Origin of the sequence: Citrobacter sp. Cpa228, assembly GCF_030333085.1 — a bacterium.
Classification (GTDB): Bacteria; Pseudomonadota; Gammaproteobacteria; order Enterobacterales; family Enterobacteriaceae; genus Citrobacter; species Citrobacter pasteurii.
Map to the genome: position 1 here is coordinate 87,219 of NZ_JAOWGQ010000037.1, position 21,452 is coordinate 108,670.

Below are 21,452 nucleotides of genomic sequence, written 5' to 3' on the forward strand. Positions count from 1 at the left end.
AATGGCACATAAAAAGGCTGGCGGCTCGACTCGTAACGGTCGCGATTCAGAAGCTAAACGTCTGGGCGTAAAACGTTTCGGCGGTGAAACAGTTCTGGCTGGTAGCATCATCGTTCGTCAACGTGGTACTAAATTCCACGCTGGCTCCAACGTTGGTTGCGGCAAAGACCACACTCTGTTTGCTAAAGCAGACGGTAAAGTGAAATTTGAAGTGAAAGGCCCGAAAAACCGTAAATTCATCAGCATTGTTGCTGAATAAGTTTTTCGCGTCCCGGTAACGGATAAAAGCCCCGCAACACGTTGCGGGGCTTTTTACATTCGACGACCGGTAAATACGCTCGTCGCGCCGTGATAACCCGGAAACGAGCCCTTGCAGGGAATACGGCATGAAGCAGCAGGCAGGTATTGGTATTCTTTTAGCGCTCACGACAGCTGTCTGTTGGGGGGCTTTACCAATAGCGATGAAGCAAGTGCTGGAGGTGATGGAACCTCCTACCGTCGTGTTCTACCGTTTTTTAATGGCAAGCATTGGCCTTGGCGCTATTCTTGCGGTTAAAAAAAAGCTCCCTCCATTGCGTATTTTTCGCAAAGCGCGTTGGCTGGTGCTGTTGGCTATTGCCACTGGTGGACTGTTCGGTAACTTCATTCTGTTTAGTTCGTCTTTACAATATTTGAGCCCAACGGCTTCGCAGGTTATCGGTCAACTGTCACCTGTTGGCATGATGATCGCCAGCGTCTTTATCCTGAAGGAGAAGATGCGCGGCACGCAGATTATTGGCGCTATTATGCTTCTGAGCGGGCTGGTGTTGTTTTTTAATACCAGTCTGATCGAAATTTTTACCCGGCTCACCGATTACACCTGGGGCGTTATCTTTGGTGTCGGTGCCGCGACGGTTTGGGTGAGCTATGGGGTCGCGCAAAAGGTGTTATTGCGTCGGCTGGCATCACCGCAGATCCTGTTTTTACTGTACACTTTGTGTACGATTGCGTTATTGCCGCTGGCTAAACCCGGTGTCATCACGCAGCTCAGCGACTGGCAGCTGGCATGCCTGGTATTCTGCGGCCTGAATACGCTGGTAGGATACGGCGCTCTCGCGGAAGCGATGGCGCGTTGGCAGGCGGCGCAGGTGAGCGCCATTATCACGCTCACGCCGCTGTTTACGTTGTTATTTTCAGATTTATTATCACTGGCCTGGCCCGATTTCTTCGCCAGACCGATGCTAAACCTATTAGGTTATCTCGGTGCGTTTATCGTGGTTGCGGGCGCGATGTATTCCGCTATTGGTCATCGAATTTGGGGCGGTTTACGTAAGCATGAAACGGTGGTTTCGCAACCCCGCTCAGGCGAATGATTTACGGAGAGTAAAATGAAGTTTGTTGATGAAGCATCGATTCTGGTCGTTGCAGGTGATGGCGGTAATGGTTGCGTCAGCTTCCGCCGCGAAAAATACATCCCAAAAGGCGGTCCGGACGGTGGTGACGGTGGTGATGGCGGTGACGTCTGGCTGGAAGCCGACGAAAACCTGAACACGCTGATCGATTACCGTTTTGAAAAATCATTCCGTGCGGAACGTGGTCAGAATGGCGCAAGCCGTGATTGCACCGGCAAGCGTGGTAAAGATGTCACGATTAAAGTGCCTGTCGGTACGCGTGTTATCGATCAGGGCACGGGCGAAACCATGGGCGACATGACTAAACATGGTCAGCGTCTGATGGTCGCTAAAGGCGGCTGGCACGGTCTGGGTAACACCCGTTTTAAATCGTCGGTCAACCGTACCCCGCGTCAGAAAACGATGGGTACACCTGGCGATAAGCGCGATCTGATGCTGGAGCTAATGCTGCTGGCAGACGTGGGTATGCTGGGTATGCCAAACGCCGGTAAATCGACGTTTATCCGTGCAGTATCTGCGGCGAAGCCGAAAGTCGCTGATTATCCGTTCACCACCCTGGTACCTAGCCTGGGCGTGGTGCGTATGGACAACGAGAAGAGCTTCGTGGTTGCCGATATCCCGGGTCTGATTGAAGGCGCGGCTGAAGGCGCTGGTCTGGGTATTCGTTTCCTGAAACATCTGGAACGTTGCCGCGTGTTGCTGCACCTCATTGATATCGATCCGATTGACGGTTCCGATCCGGTAGAAAACGCCCGTATCATTATTGGCGAACTGGAAAAATACAGTCAGGATCTGGCGTCTAAACCGCGTTGGTTAGTGTTCAACAAAATTGATTTGATGGACAAAGCTGAAGCGGAAGAAAAAGCGAAAGCCATCGCCGAAGCGCTGGGCTGGGAAGGTAAATATTACCTGATCTCTGCCGCCAGTCAGCTGGGTGTGAAGGATCTTTGCTGGGATGTGATGACCTTTATCATTGAGAACCCAATCGTTCAGGCTGAAGAAGCGAAACAGCCGGAGAAAGTTGAGTTCATGTGGGATGATTATCACCGTCAGCAGCTCGCTGAAGTCGAAGACGAAGCGGAAGATGACTGGGATGACGATTGGGACGAAGACGACGAAGAAGGCGTTGAGTTCATCTACAAGCGTTAATCGCATTAAAAACCCCGGCCATGCTGCCGGGGTTTTTGTTTCCAGTTGGTGTAGGCCGGATAAGCGTAAGCGTCATCCGGCATCTTCAACATCTAGTTATTCTGATAAATATCCTTGTACAACCGGCTTTCGAAGCGCACCAGCGGAATACGGCGATTACGCTGATCAGCCGGCTCTACCGCATAGCCAGACAGATACTGCACAAATGCCATACGCTGACCGCTTGCCGTGGTGATGAATCCCGCGAGGTTGTACACCCCTTGCAGTGAGCCTGTTTTCGCTGAAACCTTGCCATCAACACCAGCCTGATGCAGGCCTGCACGGTATTGCAGGGAGCCATCGTGGCCCGCCAGCGGCAGCATGGTGATAAAGTTCAGCTCATTGTCATGCTGCGCGATGTATTGCAGCACCTGCATCATGGTGGCGGGGGCAATCAGGTTATGGCGAGAGAGGCCAGAGCCATCGGCAATGATCGTGTTGCCGATATCGACGCCCGCCTGCTGACGCAGGATCTGACGTACGGCATCTGAACCTGCCCGCCAGGTGCCCGGTACGTTAAATCGCGCATGGCCAATCATGCGAAAAACGGTGTCGGCAATCATGTTGTCCGATTTTTTCAGCATAATCTTAAGCAGGTCATGCAGCGGCGCTGACTGCTTACTGGCGACCACGGTTCCCGGAGTGTTGACCTGCGTCTGACGCAGCAGCGTGCCGCTGTAAGTGATCCCCGCTTGTTTTAGCTCATCTTTAAGAATGGCTCCGGCATAGCTGGCGCCGTCCTGAATAGCAAACGCCAGTGGCAGAGGTTCGGCGCGCTGCGGCAGGCATCCGGTCAGCGTATAGCGGTTCAAATCGCCGGGCACCACGTCCAGTTCACAATATTGCGCTTCGGCAGAACCACGTGCGAGGGTGCGAACCTGGCTGAACATGGTCACCGGGTAGTAAGACGCCACGCGAATATACGCCAAATCGTTGGCTTTTTGTGCGCTGTAGAGCGATACAGAGAAGCAATTTCGGTCGACAATCGCCGCTGCTGGCGGAGCGCTAAAACATTGCGTCATGTCGTTCCAGGGCCAGCCGGGCGCTTTATCATGACTGGCAAAAATGGAGGTGTCGATCAGGACATTTCCGGCAATTTGCGTCACCCCTGATTTTTTCAGAGTTGCTACCATATTGCGAATATCCTGACGTTTTAACGTCGGATCGGCACCAAATCTCGCAACTAAGTCACCTTTCAATATCCCATTTTCTACGTTGCCTTTTGTCTCAAGCGTCGTGGTAAAACGGAAATCAGGTCCGAGTTGAATCAATGCCGCCAGCGCGGTGATCACTTTCTGGGTACTGGCCGGCAGCGCCATCTGCTGGCTATGGTAATCAATCGCGGGCGCAGGCGCGCCAACCTTCTGTACCATAAGGGCTAGGTTGGCCCCGGCAGGAAGCTGGCTGATGTACTCGTCGACATTCGCCGACTGAACGCTGAACGCTATACTGGCAGTTAATCCAATGGCAAATCTGGGAAATCGCATAATCTCGCGCTAACAACCTGGAAACAGGCCGTCATACTACGGCGCAACGCCCTAAAAAGTAAACGATGACCCATAGGGAACTCCAGGGTAAAATGAACATCAAATAGAGAATTGTAGCTGACCTGGGACCTCGTGCCCCGGGTCGGTATTTTTTTGCTTCTGACTCTGGCATGGCGTATGCCAGGGTGGGCTTAGCAGCCGGGGTGAGGACAACCGCCCCCTACAGGAATGTTCAAGAGGTATAACAAATGCAAGCTATCCCGATGACCTTACGTGGTGCTGAAAAACTGCGCGAAGAACTGGATTTTCTCAAATCTGTACGTCGCCCTGAAATTATTGCCGCGATCGCGGAAGCGCGTGAACACGGTGACCTGAAAGAGAACGCGGAGTATCACGCGGCGCGTGAACAGCAGGGTTTCTGCGAAGGGCGCATTAAAGATATCGAAGCCAAACTGTCCAACGCGCAGGTTATCGACGTCACTAAAATGCCGAACAATGGCCGCGTCGTTTTCGGCGCGACGGTTACCGTGCTGAATCTCGATAACGACGAAGAGCAGACCTGGCGTATTGTCGGCGATGATGAAGCCGATTTTAAACAGAATTTGATTTCGGTGAACTCGCCTATCGCTCGTGGCCTGATTGGCAAAGAGCAGGACGACGTGGTGGTTATCAAAACGCCGGGCGGTGAAGTTGAATATGAAGTGACGAAGGTAGAATACCTGTAATTCGCATCTTGGTTAAGATGTTGATACATTGTAAAGAAAGGAAAAAGGCCGCATAGCGGCCTTTTATCAACGAAGAGAGCGTGGCATTTTGCTCTCCTGCTAGCGGAAATTCCCGCGTTTTACACAAACTTCGTGTGCAACTTTGGGATATTCTTAGCGTGGCAGCGAGATTTTACGTTCTTTAGTCGGGCGATACAGTACCAGCGTTTTGCCGATGACCTGTACATTGCAGGCGCCGGTTTCGCGTACGATAGCTTCCACGATCAAGGTTTTAGTATCGCGATCTTCCGAGGCGATTTTCACCTTGATAAGCTCATGGTGCTCTAACGCTTGTTCAATCTCGGCCAGTACCCCTTCGGTCAAACCATTATTGCCAAGCATAACTACAGGCTTGAGCGGATGTGCCAGACCTTTCAGGTGCTGTTTTTGTTTAGTACTCAGATTCATCGTATATTTTTGCTTACGTTGGGATTGAAAACGGGTCATTCTACCGCCATCTCCCATATATCGCCAAATAGCTGTGTAGATATTTACACCATTGGTTACGATGAACTGCCCGATGGGAAAGTGAAATGACAGGTAAAAAGCGTTCTGCCAGCTCGAGTCGCTGGCTTCAGGAACACTTTAGCGATAAATATGTTCAACAGGCACAGAAAAAGGGGTTACGTTCCCGTGCCTGGTTTAAACTTGATGAAATACAGCAAAGTGACAAAATTTTTAAACCGGGGATGACGATTGTTGACCTCGGCGCTGCACCCGGTGGCTGGTCGCAATATGCGGTTACGCAGATCGGAAACAGCGGCCGCATTATCGCTTGCGATCTTTTACCTATGGATCCAATCGTTGGTGTGGACTTCCTTCAGGGCGACTTTCGTGATGAATTAGTCCTGAAAGCGTTACTTGAGCGTGTAGGTGACAGTAAAGTACAAGTTGTCATGTCTGATATGGCGCCAAATATGTGTGGAACACCGGCGGTGGATATTCCCCGGGCCATGTATCTGGTTGAACTGGCACTTGGAATGGCTCGTGATGTATTAGCGCCAGGTGGTAGTTTTGTAGTGAAGGTGTTCCAGGGCGAAGGCTTCGATGAGTATCTAAGAGAGATTCGCTCCCTGTTTACGAAGGTCAAAGTTCGTAAGCCGGACTCTTCTCGCGCCCGTTCGCGTGAAGTGTACATTGTAGCGACCGGGCGTAAACCATAACCGGTAGATTTCAAACGAAAGTTTGAAAGAAACTGGATATAGAGTATCCTGACGCTGTTTTTAACACAGTTGTAATATGAGGTTAATCCCTTGAGTGACATGGCGAAAAACCTAATACTCTGGCTGGTCATTGCCGTTGTGCTGATGTCAGTATTCCAGAGCTTTGGGCCCAGCGAGTCTAATGGCCGTAAGGTTGATTACTCTACCTTCCTGCAAGAGGTCAATCAGGACCAGGTTCGTGAAGCGCGTATCAACGGACGTGAGATTAACGTTACCAAGAAAGATAGTAACCGTTACACGACCTACATTCCGGTTAACGATCCGAAGCTGCTTGATAACCTGCTGACCAAAAACGTCAAGGTTGTTGGCGAGCCGCCTGAAGAGCCGAGCCTGCTGGCTTCTATCTTCATTTCCTGGTTCCCAATGCTGCTGCTGATTGGTGTCTGGATCTTCTTTATGCGTCAAATGCAGGGCGGTGGTGGCAAAGGTGCCATGTCGTTCGGTAAGAGCAAAGCGCGCATGTTGACCGAAGATCAGATCAAAACCACTTTTGCTGACGTCGCTGGTTGTGACGAAGCAAAAGAAGAGGTCGCTGAACTGGTTGAATACCTGCGTGAACCGAGCCGTTTCCAGAAACTGGGCGGTAAGATCCCGAAAGGCGTCCTGATGGTTGGTCCTCCGGGTACAGGTAAAACCCTGCTGGCAAAAGCCATCGCGGGTGAAGCGAAGGTTCCATTCTTCACAATTTCCGGTTCTGATTTCGTGGAAATGTTCGTCGGTGTGGGTGCATCTCGTGTGCGTGACATGTTCGAACAAGCCAAGAAAGCGGCACCGTGCATCATTTTCATCGATGAAATCGACGCCGTAGGTCGCCAGCGTGGCGCGGGTCTGGGTGGCGGTCACGATGAACGTGAACAGACGCTGAACCAGATGCTGGTTGAGATGGACGGCTTCGAAGGTAACGAAGGTATTATCGTTATCGCGGCAACTAACCGTCCGGACGTTCTTGACCCTGCGCTGCTGCGCCCAGGCCGTTTTGACCGTCAGGTTGTGGTGGGGCTGCCAGACGTTCGCGGTCGTGAACAGATTCTGAAAGTGCATATGCGTCGCGTACCGCTGTCTCCGGATATCGATGCGGCAATCATTGCTCGTGGTACGCCTGGTTTCTCCGGTGCGGACCTGGCGAACCTGGTGAACGAAGCGGCACTGTTTGCAGCGCGTGGCAACAAGCGTGTTGTATCGATGGTTGAGTTCGAGAAAGCGAAAGACAAAATCATGATGGGTGCGGAACGTCGCTCCATGGTGATGACGGAAGCGCAGAAAGAATCTACCGCGTATCACGAAGCAGGCCACGCGATTATCGGTCGCCTGGTACCGGAGCACGATCCGGTGCACAAAGTGACGATTATTCCGCGCGGCCGTGCGCTGGGTGTCACCTTCTTCCTGCCTGAAGGCGACGCAATTAGCGCCAGCCGTCAGAAACTGGAAAGCCAGATCTCCACGCTGTACGGCGGTCGTCTGGCGGAAGAGATCATCTACGGTGCTGAACATGTTTCTACCGGTGCGTCCAACGACATTAAAGTCGCGACAAACCTGGCGCGTAACATGGTCACTCAGTGGGGCTTCTCTGACAAACTGGGGCCGTTGCTGTATGCGGAAGAAGAAGGCGAAGTGTTCCTGGGACGTTCTGTGGCGAAAGCTAAACATATGTCCGATGAAACCGCGCGCATTATCGATCAGGAAGTTAAACTGCTGATTGAACGTAACTATGACCGTGCGCGTCGTCTGTTGAATGAAAACATGGATATTCTGCACTCGATGAAAGATGCGCTCATGAAATATGAGACCATCGATGCACCGCAGATTGACGATTTAATGGCTCGTCGCGACGTGCGTCCGCCAGCGGGTTGGGAAGAACCGGGTTCTTCTAACAACAACTCTGGCAGCACCGGCAAGCCGAGCGCGCCGCGTCCGGTTGATGAACCTCGTGCGCCGGACTCTGGCACCATGTCAGAGCAACTGGGCGACAAATAAGTTATCGTTGATGATGACCGTGTTTTAATTGAAAACCCTGGGGCTTGCTCCGGGGTTTTTCTTATCTGCATATTCAAGATTTTTTTCAGGGATAAAGCTATGAAACTCTTTGCTCAGGGTTCTTCACTGGATCTCAGTCATCCGCACGTCATGGGGATTTTGAACGTCACGCCAGATTCTTTTTCCGATGGCGGGGCGCACAACTCTCTGGTTGAGGCGGTAAAACACGCAAACCTGATGATTAACGCCGGGGCGACTATCATTGATGTGGGTGGTGAATCCACGCGTCCCGGTGCTGCCGATGTGAGTGTGGAAGAAGAGTTGCAGCGAGTGATCCCGGTGGTGGAGGCAATTGCTCAGCGTTTTGAAGTGTGGATTTCTGTCGATACCTCAAAACCGGAAGTGATTCGCGAATGCGCCAGAGTCGGCGCACATATCATTAATGACATCCGCTCACTCTCGGAACCTGGGGCGCTGGAAGCCGCAGCAGAAACCGGATTGCCCGTTTGCCTGATGCATATGCAGGGGCAGCCGAAAACCATGCAGGAAGCACCAAAGTACGAGGATGTTTTTGCTGACGTAAATCGTTATTTTGTTGAGCAAATAGCACGCTGCGAGCGGGCCGGAATCACAAAAGATAAATTGTTGCTCGACCCCGGATTCGGATTCGGTAAAAATCTCACTCACAACTACACATTACTGGCACGTTTGGCTGAGTTTCATCATTTTAATCTGCCGCTGCTGGTAGGGATGTCACGAAAATCAATGGTTGGCCAATTGCTCAATGTGGGGCCATCTGAGCGTTTGAGCGGCAGCCTTGCATGCGCGGTCATTGCCGCAATGCAGGGTGCGCAGATTGTTCGTGTCCATGACGTCAAAGAAACCGTAGAAGCGATGCGTGTGGTGGAAGCCACATTGTCTGCAAAGGAAAACAAACGCTATGAGTAATCGTAAATATTTTGGCACCGATGGGATTCGTGGTCGTGTAGGCGACGCTCCAATCACTCCTGACTTTGTCCTTAAGCTGGGCTGGGCGGCAGGAAAAGTGCTGGCACGTCATGGTTCACGCAAAATCATTATCGGTAAAGATACGCGTATTTCCGGCTATATGCTGGAGTCCGCGCTGGAAGCGGGTCTGGCTGCCGCTGGACTGTCAGCTTCTTTCACGGGCCCAATGCCAACCCCTGCTGTTGCTTATCTGACGCGTGCTTTCCGGGCTGAGGCCGGGATTGTTATCTCCGCTTCGCACAACCCATTTTATGACAACGGGATTAAATTCTTCTCCATCGACGGGACAAAACTGCCAGATGCGGTTGAAGAAGCTATCGAAGCTGAAATGGAAAAAACGCTCACCTGCGTGGACTCGGCTGAACTGGGTAAAGCTACCCGTATTGTTGATGCTGCCGGTCGCTATATCGAGTTTTGCAAAGGCACCTTCCCGAATGAGCTAAGCCTGAGTGAGCTGAAAATCGTGGTGGATTGTGCCAACGGCGCGACGTACCACATTGCGCCAAATGTACTGCGTGAGCTGGGTGCAAACGTGATTGCCATTGGTTGTGAGCCAAACGGCGTGAACATCAATGAAGAAGTCGGCGCCACCGACGTCCGTGCGCTGCAGGCGCGCGTAATCGCGGAAAAAGCCGATCTGGGGATTGCGCTGGACGGCGACGGCGACCGCGTCATTATGGTTGATCACGAAGGTAATAAAGTTGACGGCGACCAGATCATGTACATCATCGCTCGTGAAGCCCTGCGTCAGGGGCAGCTGCGCGGTGGCGCAGTCGGCACGCTGATGAGCAACATGGGCCTCGAGCTGGCGCTGAAACAGCTGGGTATTCCGTTTGCCCGCGCGAAAGTTGGCGACCGTTATGTGCTGGAAAAAATGCAGGAAAAAGGCTGGCGTATCGGTGCCGAAAACTCAGGCCATGTGATCCTGCTGGACAAAACCACCACCGGTGACGGCATCGTGGCGGGTCTGCAGGTACTGGCAGCGATGGTGCGCAACCATATGAGTTTGCACGACCTGTGCAGCGGCATGAAAATGTTCCCGCAACTGCTGGTTAACGTACGTTACACCGCAGGTAGCGGCGATCCGCTGGAACATGAAAGCGTGAAGGCGGTGATGGCAGAGGTTGAAGCGACACTGGGTAACCGTGGACGCGTACTGCTGCGTAAGTCGGGCACTGAGCCATTAATCCGTGTGATGGTTGAAGGTGAAGACGAAGCACAGGTTACGGAGTTTGCGCACCGCATTGCGGATGCAGTGAAAGCCGTTTAACCCTTTCCGTACAGCGTAAGAGCCGGAGTCTGAGAGACTCCGGTTTTTTTTACTGCACTGCCAGCGGCTGTTTACGTCGGCGCTGCCAGAAGTAGCCACCGACCATCAGCAGTACAAGGACTGCCAGCCACGGCAGAACTGCCAGCAAATGCCCGGATCGGGCGAATGTCAGCGCAATCATCAGCAGCCATCCTCCCAGCATCGGAATTGCGGTGCGTTTAACGATATCCACCGGTGATACACCTGCGATCCCGGCGATGGCGATAATCACGCCGGCAATAGGCGACAACGTCCGTCCAATACCCGCTGAGATCTGAATCGGCAGCATCATAACCGCCACGTCGCTGCCGATATGGCGGCTGATATCCGGCACCATCGGGGCGAAGGAGAAAAATGCTGCATTCCCGGAGCCCATCAGCGCTGAAATCGCAAAGGTGATTAGCGTCATCAGCAAGATTATGGAAGCCGCGCTGAGGCCAAATTCACCGGAAAGCGACAGCAGCGCGTCGACGGCGCCAATGGCTTTCAGTCCGGCAGAAAAAACCTCACCGGCGATAATCAGCGTCACCACGGTGGCAAACACACTGCCCATACTGTCGAAAACTTTTTGTACACCAGTCATCACGTCGCGAGCCTTACGGTGGCGACAATACTCACATACCAGGGTAATGGCCAGGCTTATCAGTACGGCGGTATCGAGCGTAATTTTGAGTGAGCTGAACAGCAAATCACTGCACGCCAGCATCAACACCAGCGGTAACATCGGCAGGAATAGCCAGGCAACCGGCGCTTCGGCTTCTTCGGTTGAGGTTAATGTCTGCATTTGCTGCGCGGCATTGTCACCACTTTCCCGACGATCGAAAAAGCGTTGTACAACAATATGCAGCAGGGCGATGAACAGAATAACCGGAACGACAATCGGTAACTGATCCTGAACAAAATAGTTAACTACCTCGATACCCGCCGTTTTAGCGGCGAGAACTGAGTTGCCGGAACCCGGACCAAATTCAACCGCACAGGTGCTGGCGATAACGGCGGCAACGGCGGCGCGACTACAGCCAAGACGGGTCAGTAACGGGTAAAGCGTCGCCATCAATAGCAGGCCCAGCCCGGTGGCGCTACTGATAAACAGCGACAGGAATTGACCCAGTAACAGCGCCAGTCCCAACAACAGGTACGGTGAGTTCAGGCGCTGCAAAGGACGAGATGTTACCCGAACCAGCACCTGGCTTGCGCCAATGGCCGACATATAGGTGGCGAACCCACCGATCAGCATAATTTGCAGCCCGAGGCCGCCGAGGCGCACGCTCAGGGTATCGCGGATAAACTCAAAGGCGTCAAAGGGACCAAATCCAGTGCTCTTTTTCACCAGGCTACTGAGCGTGGTCATCCCGCTAAAATGCGCGATGAGCAGCAGCACAATCCCGGTCAACAGCAGCACCGACTGGGGGTGATATTTTTTGAGGATTAGGCGTCCGGCAAAAATGATGGCGAGTAGCGCCAGTAATAATGACATTCTCGCCCCCTTACTCGAAGTTGCCGGTAACCAGACACTCACCATCACGCAGTAACGGCTTTCCGGCGGCAAACAGGTGGGCCAGTGAGAGGTCGTCATTAAGCACGCAAATATCAGCACGTTCTTCTGCGCAGAGTACGCCGCCAGAAATACCCAGCGAGCGCGCCACGTTTGCCGTCAACATCGCAATCGCCTGTGGCACCGGGATCCCCACATCAATCAGACGAGGCAACAGGTTGAGGTTGCCAGCTACCGGCGCGGCGCTTAATCCTTCTACGATGCCTTGCGCATTAAAGCGCGGCACGCTGCCATTGCCATCAGAGCTAATGGTGATGCGATCGGCCGGAACCTGTGATTCCAGCGCGTGGAGAATTGCTTGCTCCTGGGGCATAAATCGACTGCCGCCAGACGTCACGTCGATATGTCCACCGCGATGTGCAAAAGCGATAGCCTGTTCGAACAATGCTTCTGTCCTCGCGACATGCGTCGGCGAAATGTGGTGAATCGGAATACCGGCATCGCACAGTTCCATCAACTGTGACATCCCTTCCGGCAGATTGCCCAGGTGTACGTGCAGCAACCCTTTTTTCCCTGCCAGCAGGGAAGCCACGCGAATATCACTGACAATCCTCAGCAACTCCTGGAAAGAGGGGTAAGAGCCACGGTGATCGGCGAGGGCGATTTTGACACCCAGGATCGCCGGAATGAAGGCCATATCATCGCGGATGGATCGTGTAATGGTCGGGCTGGGTACCGCGTAGGCTCCCGTATGCATAAACGCGCGTAATCCCTCAATATTGAGCGATTGCATTTTGGCGTAAAGATCTTTTGGGGAGCGGGATATCGCATCAGTGCCCAGCACGCCGACGACCGTGGTAATACCGGCCTGAATCAGATCGCGCAGCTTGACGGCTGGCGTCCGGCTGGCAAATCCGGCTTCACCGCCGCCGCCGGTAAGATGGACATGCTGATCGATAATTCCGGGAATTACCCACTTACCGCGGCAATCGATGACCTCTTTGACGCCATCAAAGAGTGCAATATCTTTTTCCACCGCAACAATGCGGTCGGCATGAATGAGCAAGGAGCAGAGGCCTAAATCCTCCGGAGAAAAAACACGGGCATTGGTCAATAAAGTAAACATAACGATCCTGTCAAACGTCGAGGGTGAGAGTCGGCAGGTGAAACGGAAATATTGTTGTTATGATGTCCACATTAAAGCCATTACTATAACTGTGACTATTGCCGATTTGTTATCGGTGGATACGGTTATGGCATGATGGGGAATGAGACGTGGATTCGAAGTGGTTAGAAGATTTTCTGGCGTTGAGTCAGTATGGGAATTACTCCCAGGCAGCGATACAACGGCATATCACCCAACCCGCGCTAAGCCGACGTATAAAGGCGCTGGAGGAGATGTTGGGGGTCCCGCTGTTTGACCGCACCACGACGCCCGTTACGCTAACCTGTTATGGCGAACGTTTTGAACCTTATGCCAGGCAAGTCCTCAGTACGTTAACAGAGGCGCGCCACGAGCTGTCGGCGATGATGCCAGCGACGGACAATACGCTGGTAATGGTGAGTCTGCATACGCTATCGGTGAATATCTTGCCAGATATGATCAACTATCTGCGACAAAGTGAACCGCAGTTAAATTTCACGGTAAATGCCAGCATCCAGGGGATTGATAATCACTTTAATGCCCTGATAAACCGGCAAATTGATATGCTGGTGACTTACGATTTACCCTCCTCACAACCGGGGCTGGAGATTGCCGGAGGGCTGAAACGTTCTTTATGGCGATATGAGCGTTTTATCCCGGTGGTTTCTGCGCAACTCGCGGACAGACTGGATGATCCGCATACCGCGATCCCCTGGCTATGCTACAGCGACTATACCTTTGTCAGACGTATTATTGATCCGGCAGAACAACGAGTGCGCCCACGGTTGAAAAAAGTGTTTGAGACTGGGCTAAGCGAAACAATACGAGAAATGGTACTGCGCCATATGGGAATGGCGTGGTTACCTGAATCAATGGTGGCTGAGGAGTTGGTGAATCAGGAGATCATTCAGTGTTGGCCAGAAAATTCGGATCTGGTTTGTGAAATCCCTATTGTTGTTTGGGCAAACCTTGACGATCAGCGGTCAGTAATGCAGCGATGCTGGGATAAGTTGCTGCGTTTTTGATTGAGGTGGCGATTTTTTCCGCACTTGATACAATGCTAACAAATTGCCCTTGCGAAGGTTATTCGCTTTGGTTAGTATTCACACCCGCTTCAGTGGGAAATAGTTGAAATTCCCGCTTTATTGGTCGAAGCATTGGTACGCGGCAAATCCGCAAGGAACAGGTTGATTATGCACGAAGCTCTTTTGGTAGTTTTCCTTATTGTAGCAATTGGCCTTGTCGGCTTGATCATGCTGCAGCAAGGTAAAGGCGCTGATATGGGAGCCTCTTTTGGCGCAGGCGCTTCTGGTACACTGTTTGGTTCAAGTGGTTCTGGTAACTTCATGACCCGTATGACAGCTGTGTTAGGGACTCTGTTCTTCATTATCAGTCTGGTGCTGGGTAACATGAACAGCAATAAGACCAATAAAGGAAGTGAGTGGGAAAATCTGAGTGCACCGGCGAAAACCGAGCAAACTCAGCCAGCTGCTCCGGTTCAGCCGACCAGCGATATCCCACGCTAAGTATTCTGTACCGAGGTGGTGGAATTGGTAGACACGCTACCTTGAGGTGGTAGTGCCCTAACGGGCTTGTGGGTTCGAGTCCCATCCTCGGTACCAAATTCCAAAAAAAAGACGCTGCAAAGCGTCTTTTTTTTCGTCTGTTATTTGTGGCTGTCCAGTAGGCCTGATAAGCGTAGCGCCATCAGGCGCTGTAATAATGTCGGATGGCGGCGTAAACGCCTTATCCGACCTACAGACACCCTCTATTCCGCGCATAAAAAAGGCCGCTTGCGCGGCCTTAATAAGATGGTGAATATTTACTTCGCCTTATTTTCCAGATTCTCAACCTGTGGCAGGCCGGTTGCGGAAGAGGCGGTCAACAGGCCAGACTGCGCATAGCCGAACAGCTTCTCACGAGTATCGGTAATATCCAGGTTACGCATGGTCAGCTGACCGATACGATCGTCCGGCGAGAATACGGAATCACCTTTCTCCATGGTCAAACGTTCTGGTTTGTACGTCAGATTGTCAGACACGGTATTGAGGATTGAGTAGTCATTACCGCGACGCAGTTCCAGCGTGACTTCACCCGTAATCTGGCTGGCAACCCAACGCTGTAGACCGTCACGCAGCATCAGCGCCTGAGAGTCGAACCAGCGGCCCTGATACAGCAGACGACCCAACTGGCGACCGTGCGCGTGATACTGCTCGATGGTGTCTTCGTTGTGAATACCGGTCAGCAGACGCTCGTAAGCGATATGCAGCAACGCCATCCCCGGGGCTTCGTAAATGCCGCGGCTCTTTGCTTCAATAATACGGTTTTCAATCTGATCGCTCATACCCAGACCATGACGACCGCCGATACGGTTGGCTTCCAGCATCATCTCAACGTCGTCACTGAAGGTCTTACCGTTCAGGGCAACCGGATGACCTTGTTCAAAGCGTACGGTCACTTCTTCAGCCGGGATCTTCACGCTCTCATCCCAGAACTTAACGCCCATAATCGGGTTAACGATTTTGACGCTGGAGTTCAGGAATTCCAGATCTTTTGCTTCATGAGTCGCGCCGAGCATATTGGAGTCGGTGGAATACGCTTTTTCGACAGACATTTTGTAGTCGAAGCCGCAGGCGATCATAAATTCGGACATCTCATGGCGACCACCGAGTTCGTCGATAAAATCGGTATCCAGCCAGGGTTTATAAATCTGCAGTTCAGCGTTGGTTAACAGACCATAACGATAGAAACGTTCAATATCGTTGCCTTTATAGGTACTACCGTCACCCCAAATGTTCACGCCATCTTCTTTCATGGCGGCAACCAACATGGTGCCGGTGACTGCGCGGCCCAGTGGGGTGGTATTGAAATAGGTCAGTCCGCCGGTGGTGTTATGGAACGCACCACACTGAATGGCAGCGATCCCTTCGGCAACCAGCTGCTTGCGGCAATCAACCAGGCGAGCATTCTCAGCACCATATTCCATTGCACGGCGAGGGATGGCGTCATAGTCATCCTCATCCGGCTGGCCCAAATTCGCAGTATATGCATATGGGACAGCCCCTTTTTGTCGCATCCACAGCAGTGCTGCACTGGTGTCCAGGCCGCCGGAAAAAGCGATACCAATACGTTGACCTACCGGGAGATGCTTGAGAATCGTCGTCATAAAATAAAACCCTGCTTGATAGACTGGTGAAGAGGTCGGCTTATTATACTGATTGCATTTTTATGCAAAATAAATGAGTTTTCATTTAATCATCTTTTCTGGATGACAGGAAGAGTTTAGTGATAATTTCGTTAAATAACGGCGTAGATGGCATATTTATCTTGCTGATCATCCGCGGGCCAGCATTCATTGATTTGCATAGTCGTAACAAGGTTGACATAACGCATAGGGAATCAATATACTGTGCGCAGATTTTACGTCCCGTCCTCGGTACCAAATCCCAGCAGTATTTGCATTTTTTACCCAAAACGCGTAAAATTTGCCACGTTTCAGGCGCGGGGTGGAGCAGCCTGGTAGCTCGTCGGGCTCATAACCCGAAGGTCGTCGGTTCAAATCCGGCCCCCGCAACCACTTTCCCTTAGAGTTCTTTTTCAAATATACTGTGAAGACTTAGGCCTTCGTAGCTGGATTTGAAAAAAATTCTTTCGGAAGGTTCTCCGGACCGCAGGTGCGGTTATAGGGTTCAGTTATCTAAAGCCCCGATTTATCGGGGTTTTTTGTTATCTGACTACAGAATAACTGGGCTTTAGGCCCTTTTTTTATGTCTTGGGGGTGGGCTTGTCCACATTAGAGCAAAAATTAACAGAGATGATTACAGCACCAGTTGAAGCTCTGGGCTACGAACTGGTCGGCATCGAATTTATTCGCGGTCGCACATCCACACTGCGCATCTATATTGATAGTGAAGATGGCATCAATGTTGATGATTGTGCTGATGTGAGCCATCAGGTAAGCGCGGTGATGGATGTCGAAGACCCAATCACTGTTGCCTACAACCTGGAAGTCTCCTCTCCGGGTCTCGACCGTCCTCTGTTCACGGCTGAACACTACGTGCGTTTCCTGGGTGAAGAAGTCACGCTGGTTCTTCGTATGGCGGTACAAAACCGTCGTAAATGGCAGGGCGTTATCAAAGCGGTGGACGGTGAGATGATCACGGTCACAGTCGAAGGTAAAGATGAAGTGTTCGCGCTGAGTAATATCCAGAAGGCGAACCTGGTTCCCCACTTTTAACAGTCTGGATTGAGGTGAAAAGCCCGCGATGAACAAAGAAATTTTGGCTGTTGTTGAAGCCGTATCCAACGAGAAAGCGCTGCCACGCGAGAAAATTTTTGAAGCGCTGGAAAGTGCGCTGGCGACAGCAACAAAGAAAAAATATGAACAAGAGATCGATGTCCGCGTGGAGATCGATCGTAAAAGCGGTGATTTCGATACCTTCCGTCGTTGGGTTATCGTAGAAGAAGTCACTCAGCCAACTAAAGAAATTACGCTGGAAGCGGCGCGCTTTGAAGACGAAAGTCTGAACGTGGGCGAATATGTTGAAGATCAGATCGAATCTGTCACCTTTGACCGTATCACTACTCAGACCGCGAAACAGGTTATCGTACAGAAAGTACGTGAAGCTGAACGTGCGATGGTTGTCGATCAATTCCGTGAACACGAAGGCGAAATCGTCACTGGCGTGGTGAAGAAAGTCAACCGTGACAACATTTCTCTGGATCTGGGCAGTAATGCTGAAGCCGTGATCATGCGTGAAGATATGCTGCCGCGTGAAAACTTCCGTCCTGGTGACCGTATTCGTGGTGTTTTGTACTCTGTGCGCCCGGAAGCGCGTGGTGCGCAGCTGTTTGTGACGCGTTCCAAGCCGGAAATGCTGATTGAACTGTTCCGCATTGAAGTGCCAGAAATTGGCGAAGAAGTGATTGAAATTAAGGCGGCGGCTCGCGATCCGGGTTCTCGTGCGAAAATTGCCGTTAAGACCAACGACAAGCGTATCGATCCGGTCGGTGCCTGTGTTGGTATGCGCGGTGCGCGCGTTCAGGCGGTTTCTACCGAACTGGGCGGCGAGCGTATTGATATTGTCCTGTGGGATGATAACCCGGCGCAGTTCGTGATTAACGCAATGGCGCCAGCAGACGTCGCTTCTATCGTGGTGGATGAAGACAAACACACCATGGATATCGCGGTTGAAGCCGGTAACCTGGCGCAGGCGATTGGACGTAATGGTCAGAACGTCCGCCTGGCTTCACAACTGAGCGGTTGGGAACTCAACGTGATGACCGTTGATGACCTGCAAGCGAAGCATCAGGCTGAAGCACATGCAGCCATTGATACCTTCACCAAATATCTCGATATCGATGAAGATTTCGCGACAGTTCTGGTGGAAGAAGGTTTTGCGACGCTGGAAGAACTGGCCTATGTGCCAATGAAAGAACTGCTGGAAATTGACGGCCTGGATGAACAGACCGTTGAAGCGCTGCGCGAGCGTGCTAAAAACGCACTGACCACTCTGGCACTGGCCCAGGAAGAAAGCCTCGGTGATAACAAACCGGCTGACGATCTGCTGAATCTGGAAGGATTGGATCGTGAGATGGCCTTCAAACTGGCGGCCCGTGGTGTTTGTACGCTGGAAGATCTCGCTGAACAGGGCATTGATGATCTGGCTGATATCGAAGGGTTGACCGACGAAAAAGCCGGTGAGCTGATTATGGCTGCCCGTAATATTTGCTGGTTCGGCGACGAAGCGTAATAAACTGTAGCAGGAAGGAACAGTATGACAGATGTAACCGTAAAAACGCTGGCTGCAGAGATACAGACCTCCGTGGATCGCCTGGTACAGCAATTTGCTGATGCCGGTATCCCGAAGTCTGCTGACGACTCTGTGTCCGCACAAGAGAAACAAACCTTACTGGCGCACTTGAACCGTGAAAACGGCTCAGCGCCGGATAAGTTGACATTGCAGCGTAAAACGCGCAGTACTCTCAATATTCCAGGTACCGGTGGAAAAAGCAAATCGGTACAAATCGAAGTCCGCAAGACACGCACCTTTGTGAAACGCGATCCGCAAGAGGCTGAACGCCTGGCCGCGGAAGAGCAGGCGCAGCGTGAAGCGGAAGAGCAAGCCCGTCGTGAGGCAGAAGAAGCTGCCAAACGCGAGGCGCAACAAAAAGCCGAACGTGAGGCCGCAGAACAAGCTAAGCGTGAAGCCGCTGATAAAGCGAAACGTGAAGCTGCGGAAAAAGACAAAGTGAGCAATCAACAGACCGACGATATGACTAAAACCGCCCAGGCCGAAAAAGCCCGCCGTGAAAATGAAGCCGCAGAACTGAAGCGTAAAGCGGAAGAAGAAGCACGTCGCAAGCTTGAAGAAGAAGCGCGCCGCGTAGCGGAAGAAGCTCGCCGTATGGCGGAAGAAAACGAGAAAAATGGTGTGAATAACGCTGAACCTGTTGAAGATACCAGCGATTATCACGTCACCACTTCCCAGCACGCTCGCCAGGCTGAAGACGAGAACGATCGTGAAGTCGAAGGCGGCCGTGGTCGTACTCGCAGCACGAAAGCAGCGCGTCCGGCGAAGAAAGGCAACAAACACGCTGAATCTAAAGCTGACCGTGAAGAAGCACGTGCAGCGGTTCGCGGCGGTAAAGGCGGTAAGCAGCGTAAAGGTTCCGCTCTGCAGCAGGGCTTCCAGAAGCCAGCTCAGGCCGTTAACCGTGACGTTGTGATCGGCGAAACCATCACCGTTGGCGATCTGGCGAACAAGATGGCAGTTAAAGGCTCTCAGGTCATCAAAGCGATGATGAAACTGGGCGCAATGGCGACCATCAACCAGGTCATCGACCAGGAAACCGCACAGCTGGTTGCCGAAGAGATGGGCCACAAAGTTATCCTGCGTCGTGAAAACGAGCTGGAAGAAGCAGTAATGAGCGACCGTGACACTGGCGCTGCGGCTGAACCGCGTGCACCGGTAGTCACCATCATGGGTCACGTTGACCACGGTAAAACGTCTCTGCTGGACTACATTCGTTCTACGAAAGTGGCCTCTGGCGAAGCAGGCGGCATTACTCAGCACATCGGTGCGTACCACGTTGAAACTGACAACGGTATGATCACCTTCCTGGATACCCCGGGTCATGCCGCGTTTACCTCCATGCGTGCTCGTGGCGCTCAGGCAACGGATATCGTTGTTCTGGTTGTTGCTGCAGATGACGGCGTGATGCCGCAGACTATCGAAGCAATCCAGCACGCGAAAGCGGCAGGCGTGCCGGTCGTAGTTGCAGTCAACAAAATCGATAAGCCGGAAGCGGATCCGGATCGCGTTAAAAACGAACTGTCCCAGTACGGCATCATGCCGGAAGAGTGGGGCGGCGAGAGCCAGTTCGTTCACGTTTCTGCGAAAGCGGGTACCGGTATCGACGAGCTGCTGGATGCTATCCTGCTGCAGGCCGAAGTACTGGAACTGAAAGCTGTGCGTAAAGGCATGGCGAGCGGCGCGGTTATCGAATCCTTCCTGGATAAAGGTCGTGGCCCGGTTGCTACCGTCCTGGTGCGTGAAGGTACGCTGCACAAAGGCGACATCGTACTCTGTGGCTTCGAATACGGTCGCGTTCGTGCGATGCGTAACGAACTGGGTCAGGAAGTACTGGAAGCGGGTCCGTCCATTCCGGTGGAAATCCTCGGTCTGTCCGGTGTTCCAGCTGCGGGTGACGAAGTTACCGTTGTTCGTGACGAGAAGAAAGCCCGTGAAGTTGCACTGTACCGTCAGGGCAAATTCCGTGAAGTTAAACTGGCTCGTCAGCAGAAATCTAAACTCGAGAACATGTTCGCTAACATGACCGAAGGCGAAGTTCACGAAGTGAACATCGTCCTGAAGGCCGACGTTCAGGGTTCTGTAGAAGCGATTTCCGACTCTTTACTGAAACTGTCTACCGACGAAGTAAAAGTGAAGATCATCGGTTCTGGCGTAGGTGGTATCACCGAAACCGACGCGACCCTGGCTGCGGCATCCAACGCGATTCTGGTTGGCTTCAACGTACGTGCTGATGCCTCTGCACGTAAAGTTATCGAATCAGAAAGCCTGGATCTGCGTTACTACTCCGTCATCTATCATCTGATCGACGAAGTGAAAGCAGCGATGAGCGGCATGCTGTCTCCGGAGCTGAAACAGCAGATCATTGGTCTGGCTGAAGTTCGTGATGTGTTCAAATCACCGAAATTCGGCGCTATCGCAGGCTGTATGGTTACCGAAGGCACGATTAAACGTCACAACCCAATCCGCGTGCTGCGCGACAACGTGGTTATCTATGAAGGCGAGCTGGAGTCCCTGCGTCGCTTCAAAGATGACGTCAACGAAGTCCGTAACGGTATGGAATGTGGTATCGGCGTGAAGAACTACAACGACGTTCGCGTTGGCGATATGATCGAAGTGTTCGAGATCATCGAGATCAAACGTACCATCGCTTAAT

18 protein-coding genes and 2 tRNA genes are annotated in these 21,452 nt (G+C 52.2%); 15 read left to right on the forward strand and 5 right to left on the reverse strand.

Annotated features, from left to right (window positions below; translation table 11 throughout):
• Window position 1: 1 nt before the first annotated feature.
• From rpmA to cgtA, 3 genes are all read left to right on the forward strand, one after another.
• Window positions 2–259 (forward strand): 50S ribosomal protein L27, encoded by a 258-nt coding sequence (gene rpmA / locus OGX91_RS05175; RefSeq protein WP_003025030.1) that lies wholly within the window; start codon window positions 2–4, stop codon window positions 257–259.
• A gap of 127 nt (window positions 260–386) precedes the next feature.
• Window positions 387–1,352 (forward strand): DMT family transporter, encoded by a 966-nt coding sequence (locus OGX91_RS05180; protein ID WP_040234128.1) that lies wholly within the window; start codon window positions 387–389, stop codon window positions 1,350–1,352.
• A 15-nt stretch (window positions 1,353–1,367) separates the two neighbouring features.
• Complete coding sequence (cgtA, locus tag OGX91_RS05185) at window positions 1,368–2,540, forward strand: Obg family GTPase CgtA (RefSeq protein WP_003828732.1); 1,173 nt, start codon at window positions 1,368–1,370, stop codon at window positions 2,538–2,540.
• Window positions 2,541–2,632: 92 nt separating this feature from the next.
• Here cgtA and dacB read toward each other — a convergent pair whose 3' ends face one another.
• Entirely contained in the window at window positions 2,633–4,066 is a 1,434-nt protein-coding gene (dacB, locus tag OGX91_RS05190) for a serine-type D-Ala-D-Ala carboxypeptidase (RefSeq protein WP_188231860.1), read from the reverse strand.
• A 248-nt stretch (window positions 4,067–4,314) separates the two neighbouring features.
• Here dacB and greA point away from each other — a divergent pair, with 248 nt between their 5' ends.
• Window positions 4,315–4,791, forward strand: a complete 477-nt coding sequence (greA, locus tag OGX91_RS05195) for a transcription elongation factor GreA (protein WP_003025019.1) — start codon at window positions 4,315–4,317, stop codon at window positions 4,789–4,791.
• A 153-nt stretch (window positions 4,792–4,944) separates the two neighbouring features.
• On the opposite strand, the gene yhbY is transcribed toward greA, so the two are convergent.
• Entirely contained in the window at window positions 4,945–5,238 is a 294-nt protein-coding gene (gene yhbY, locus OGX91_RS05200) for a ribosome assembly RNA-binding protein YhbY (RefSeq protein ID WP_003025016.1), read from the reverse strand.
• Window positions 5,239–5,363: 125 nt separating this feature from the next.
• Between yhbY and rlmE the strand changes: the two genes are divergently transcribed.
• From rlmE to glmM, 4 genes are all read left to right on the forward strand, one after another.
• Window positions 5,364–5,993, forward strand: a complete 630-nt coding sequence (gene rlmE, locus OGX91_RS05205; RefSeq protein WP_004106110.1) for a 23S rRNA (uridine(2552)-2'-O)-methyltransferase RlmE — start codon at window positions 5,364–5,366, stop codon at window positions 5,991–5,993.
• A 99-nt stretch (window positions 5,994–6,092) separates the two neighbouring features.
• Complete coding sequence (ftsH, locus tag OGX91_RS05210; RefSeq protein ID WP_005121306.1) at window positions 6,093–8,027, forward strand: ATP-dependent zinc metalloprotease FtsH; 1,935 nt, start codon at window positions 6,093–6,095, stop codon at window positions 8,025–8,027.
• Window positions 8,028–8,126: 99 nt separating this feature from the next.
• On the forward strand, window positions 8,127–8,975 hold the full coding sequence (folP, locus tag OGX91_RS05215; RefSeq protein WP_286625630.1) for a dihydropteroate synthase: 849 nt from the start codon (window positions 8,127–8,129) through the stop codon (window positions 8,973–8,975).
• Window positions 8,968–10,305: a phosphoglucosamine mutase gene (gene glmM, locus OGX91_RS05220; RefSeq protein ID WP_005121304.1), complete on the forward strand. Its 1,338-nt coding sequence runs from the start codon at window positions 8,968–8,970 to the stop codon at window positions 10,303–10,305. Before folP ends, glmM begins: the two co-directional genes overlap by 8 nt.
• Before the next feature lie 49 nt (window positions 10,306–10,354).
• Here the strand turns inward: glmM and dcuC are convergent, their stop codons facing one another.
• On the reverse strand, window positions 10,355–11,821 hold the full coding sequence (dcuC, locus tag OGX91_RS05225) for a C4-dicarboxylate transporter DcuC (protein WP_286625633.1): 1,467 nt from the start codon (window positions 11,819–11,821) through the stop codon (window positions 10,355–10,357).
• Window positions 11,822–11,831: 10 nt separating this feature from the next.
• Window positions 11,832–12,965 (reverse strand): beta-aspartyl-peptidase, encoded by a 1,134-nt coding sequence (iadA, locus tag OGX91_RS05230; RefSeq protein WP_155021891.1) that lies wholly within the window; start codon window positions 12,963–12,965, stop codon window positions 11,832–11,834.
• 149 nt (window positions 12,966–13,114) lie between these two features.
• Here iadA and OGX91_RS05235 point away from each other — a divergent pair, with 149 nt between their 5' ends.
• From OGX91_RS05235 to OGX91_RS05245, 3 genes are all read left to right on the forward strand, one after another.
• Complete coding sequence (locus OGX91_RS05235; RefSeq protein WP_005121301.1) at window positions 13,115–14,008, forward strand: LysR family transcriptional regulator; 894 nt, start codon at window positions 13,115–13,117, stop codon at window positions 14,006–14,008.
• A gap of 168 nt (window positions 14,009–14,176) precedes the next feature.
• A complete protein-coding gene (gene secG / locus OGX91_RS05240) occupies window positions 14,177–14,509 on the forward strand; it encodes a preprotein translocase subunit SecG (protein ID WP_137400198.1) in 333 nt (110 codons plus the stop codon).
• Between the two features lie 9 nt (window positions 14,510–14,518).
• Window positions 14,519–14,605, forward strand: a tRNA-Leu gene (locus OGX91_RS05245).
• Window positions 14,606–14,805: 200 nt separating this feature from the next.
• On the opposite strand, the gene argG is transcribed toward OGX91_RS05245, so the two are convergent.
• Window positions 14,806–16,149 (reverse strand): argininosuccinate synthase, encoded by a 1,344-nt coding sequence (gene argG / locus OGX91_RS05250; protein WP_005131837.1) that lies wholly within the window; start codon window positions 16,147–16,149, stop codon window positions 14,806–14,808.
• A gap of 334 nt (window positions 16,150–16,483) precedes the next feature.
• Here argG and OGX91_RS05255 point away from each other — a divergent pair.
• The 4 genes from OGX91_RS05255 to infB all read left to right on the forward strand — a co-directional run bounded on the left by OGX91_RS05255 (window position 16,484) and on the right by infB (window position 21,451).
• Window positions 16,484–16,560, forward strand: a tRNA-Met gene (locus OGX91_RS05255).
• Between the two features lie 207 nt (window positions 16,561–16,767).
• Entirely contained in the window at window positions 16,768–17,220 is a 453-nt protein-coding gene (rimP, locus tag OGX91_RS05260; RefSeq protein ID WP_003024996.1) for a ribosome maturation factor RimP, read from the forward strand.
• Between the two features lie 28 nt (window positions 17,221–17,248).
• Complete coding sequence (nusA, locus tag OGX91_RS05265; protein WP_005131833.1) at window positions 17,249–18,736, forward strand: transcription termination factor NusA; 1,488 nt, start codon at window positions 17,249–17,251, stop codon at window positions 18,734–18,736.
• Between the two features lie 24 nt (window positions 18,737–18,760).
• On the forward strand, window positions 18,761–21,451 hold the full coding sequence (gene infB, locus OGX91_RS05270; protein WP_040234125.1) for a translation initiation factor IF-2: 2,691 nt from the start codon (window positions 18,761–18,763) through the stop codon (window positions 21,449–21,451).
• Window position 21,452 lies beyond the last annotated feature (1 nt).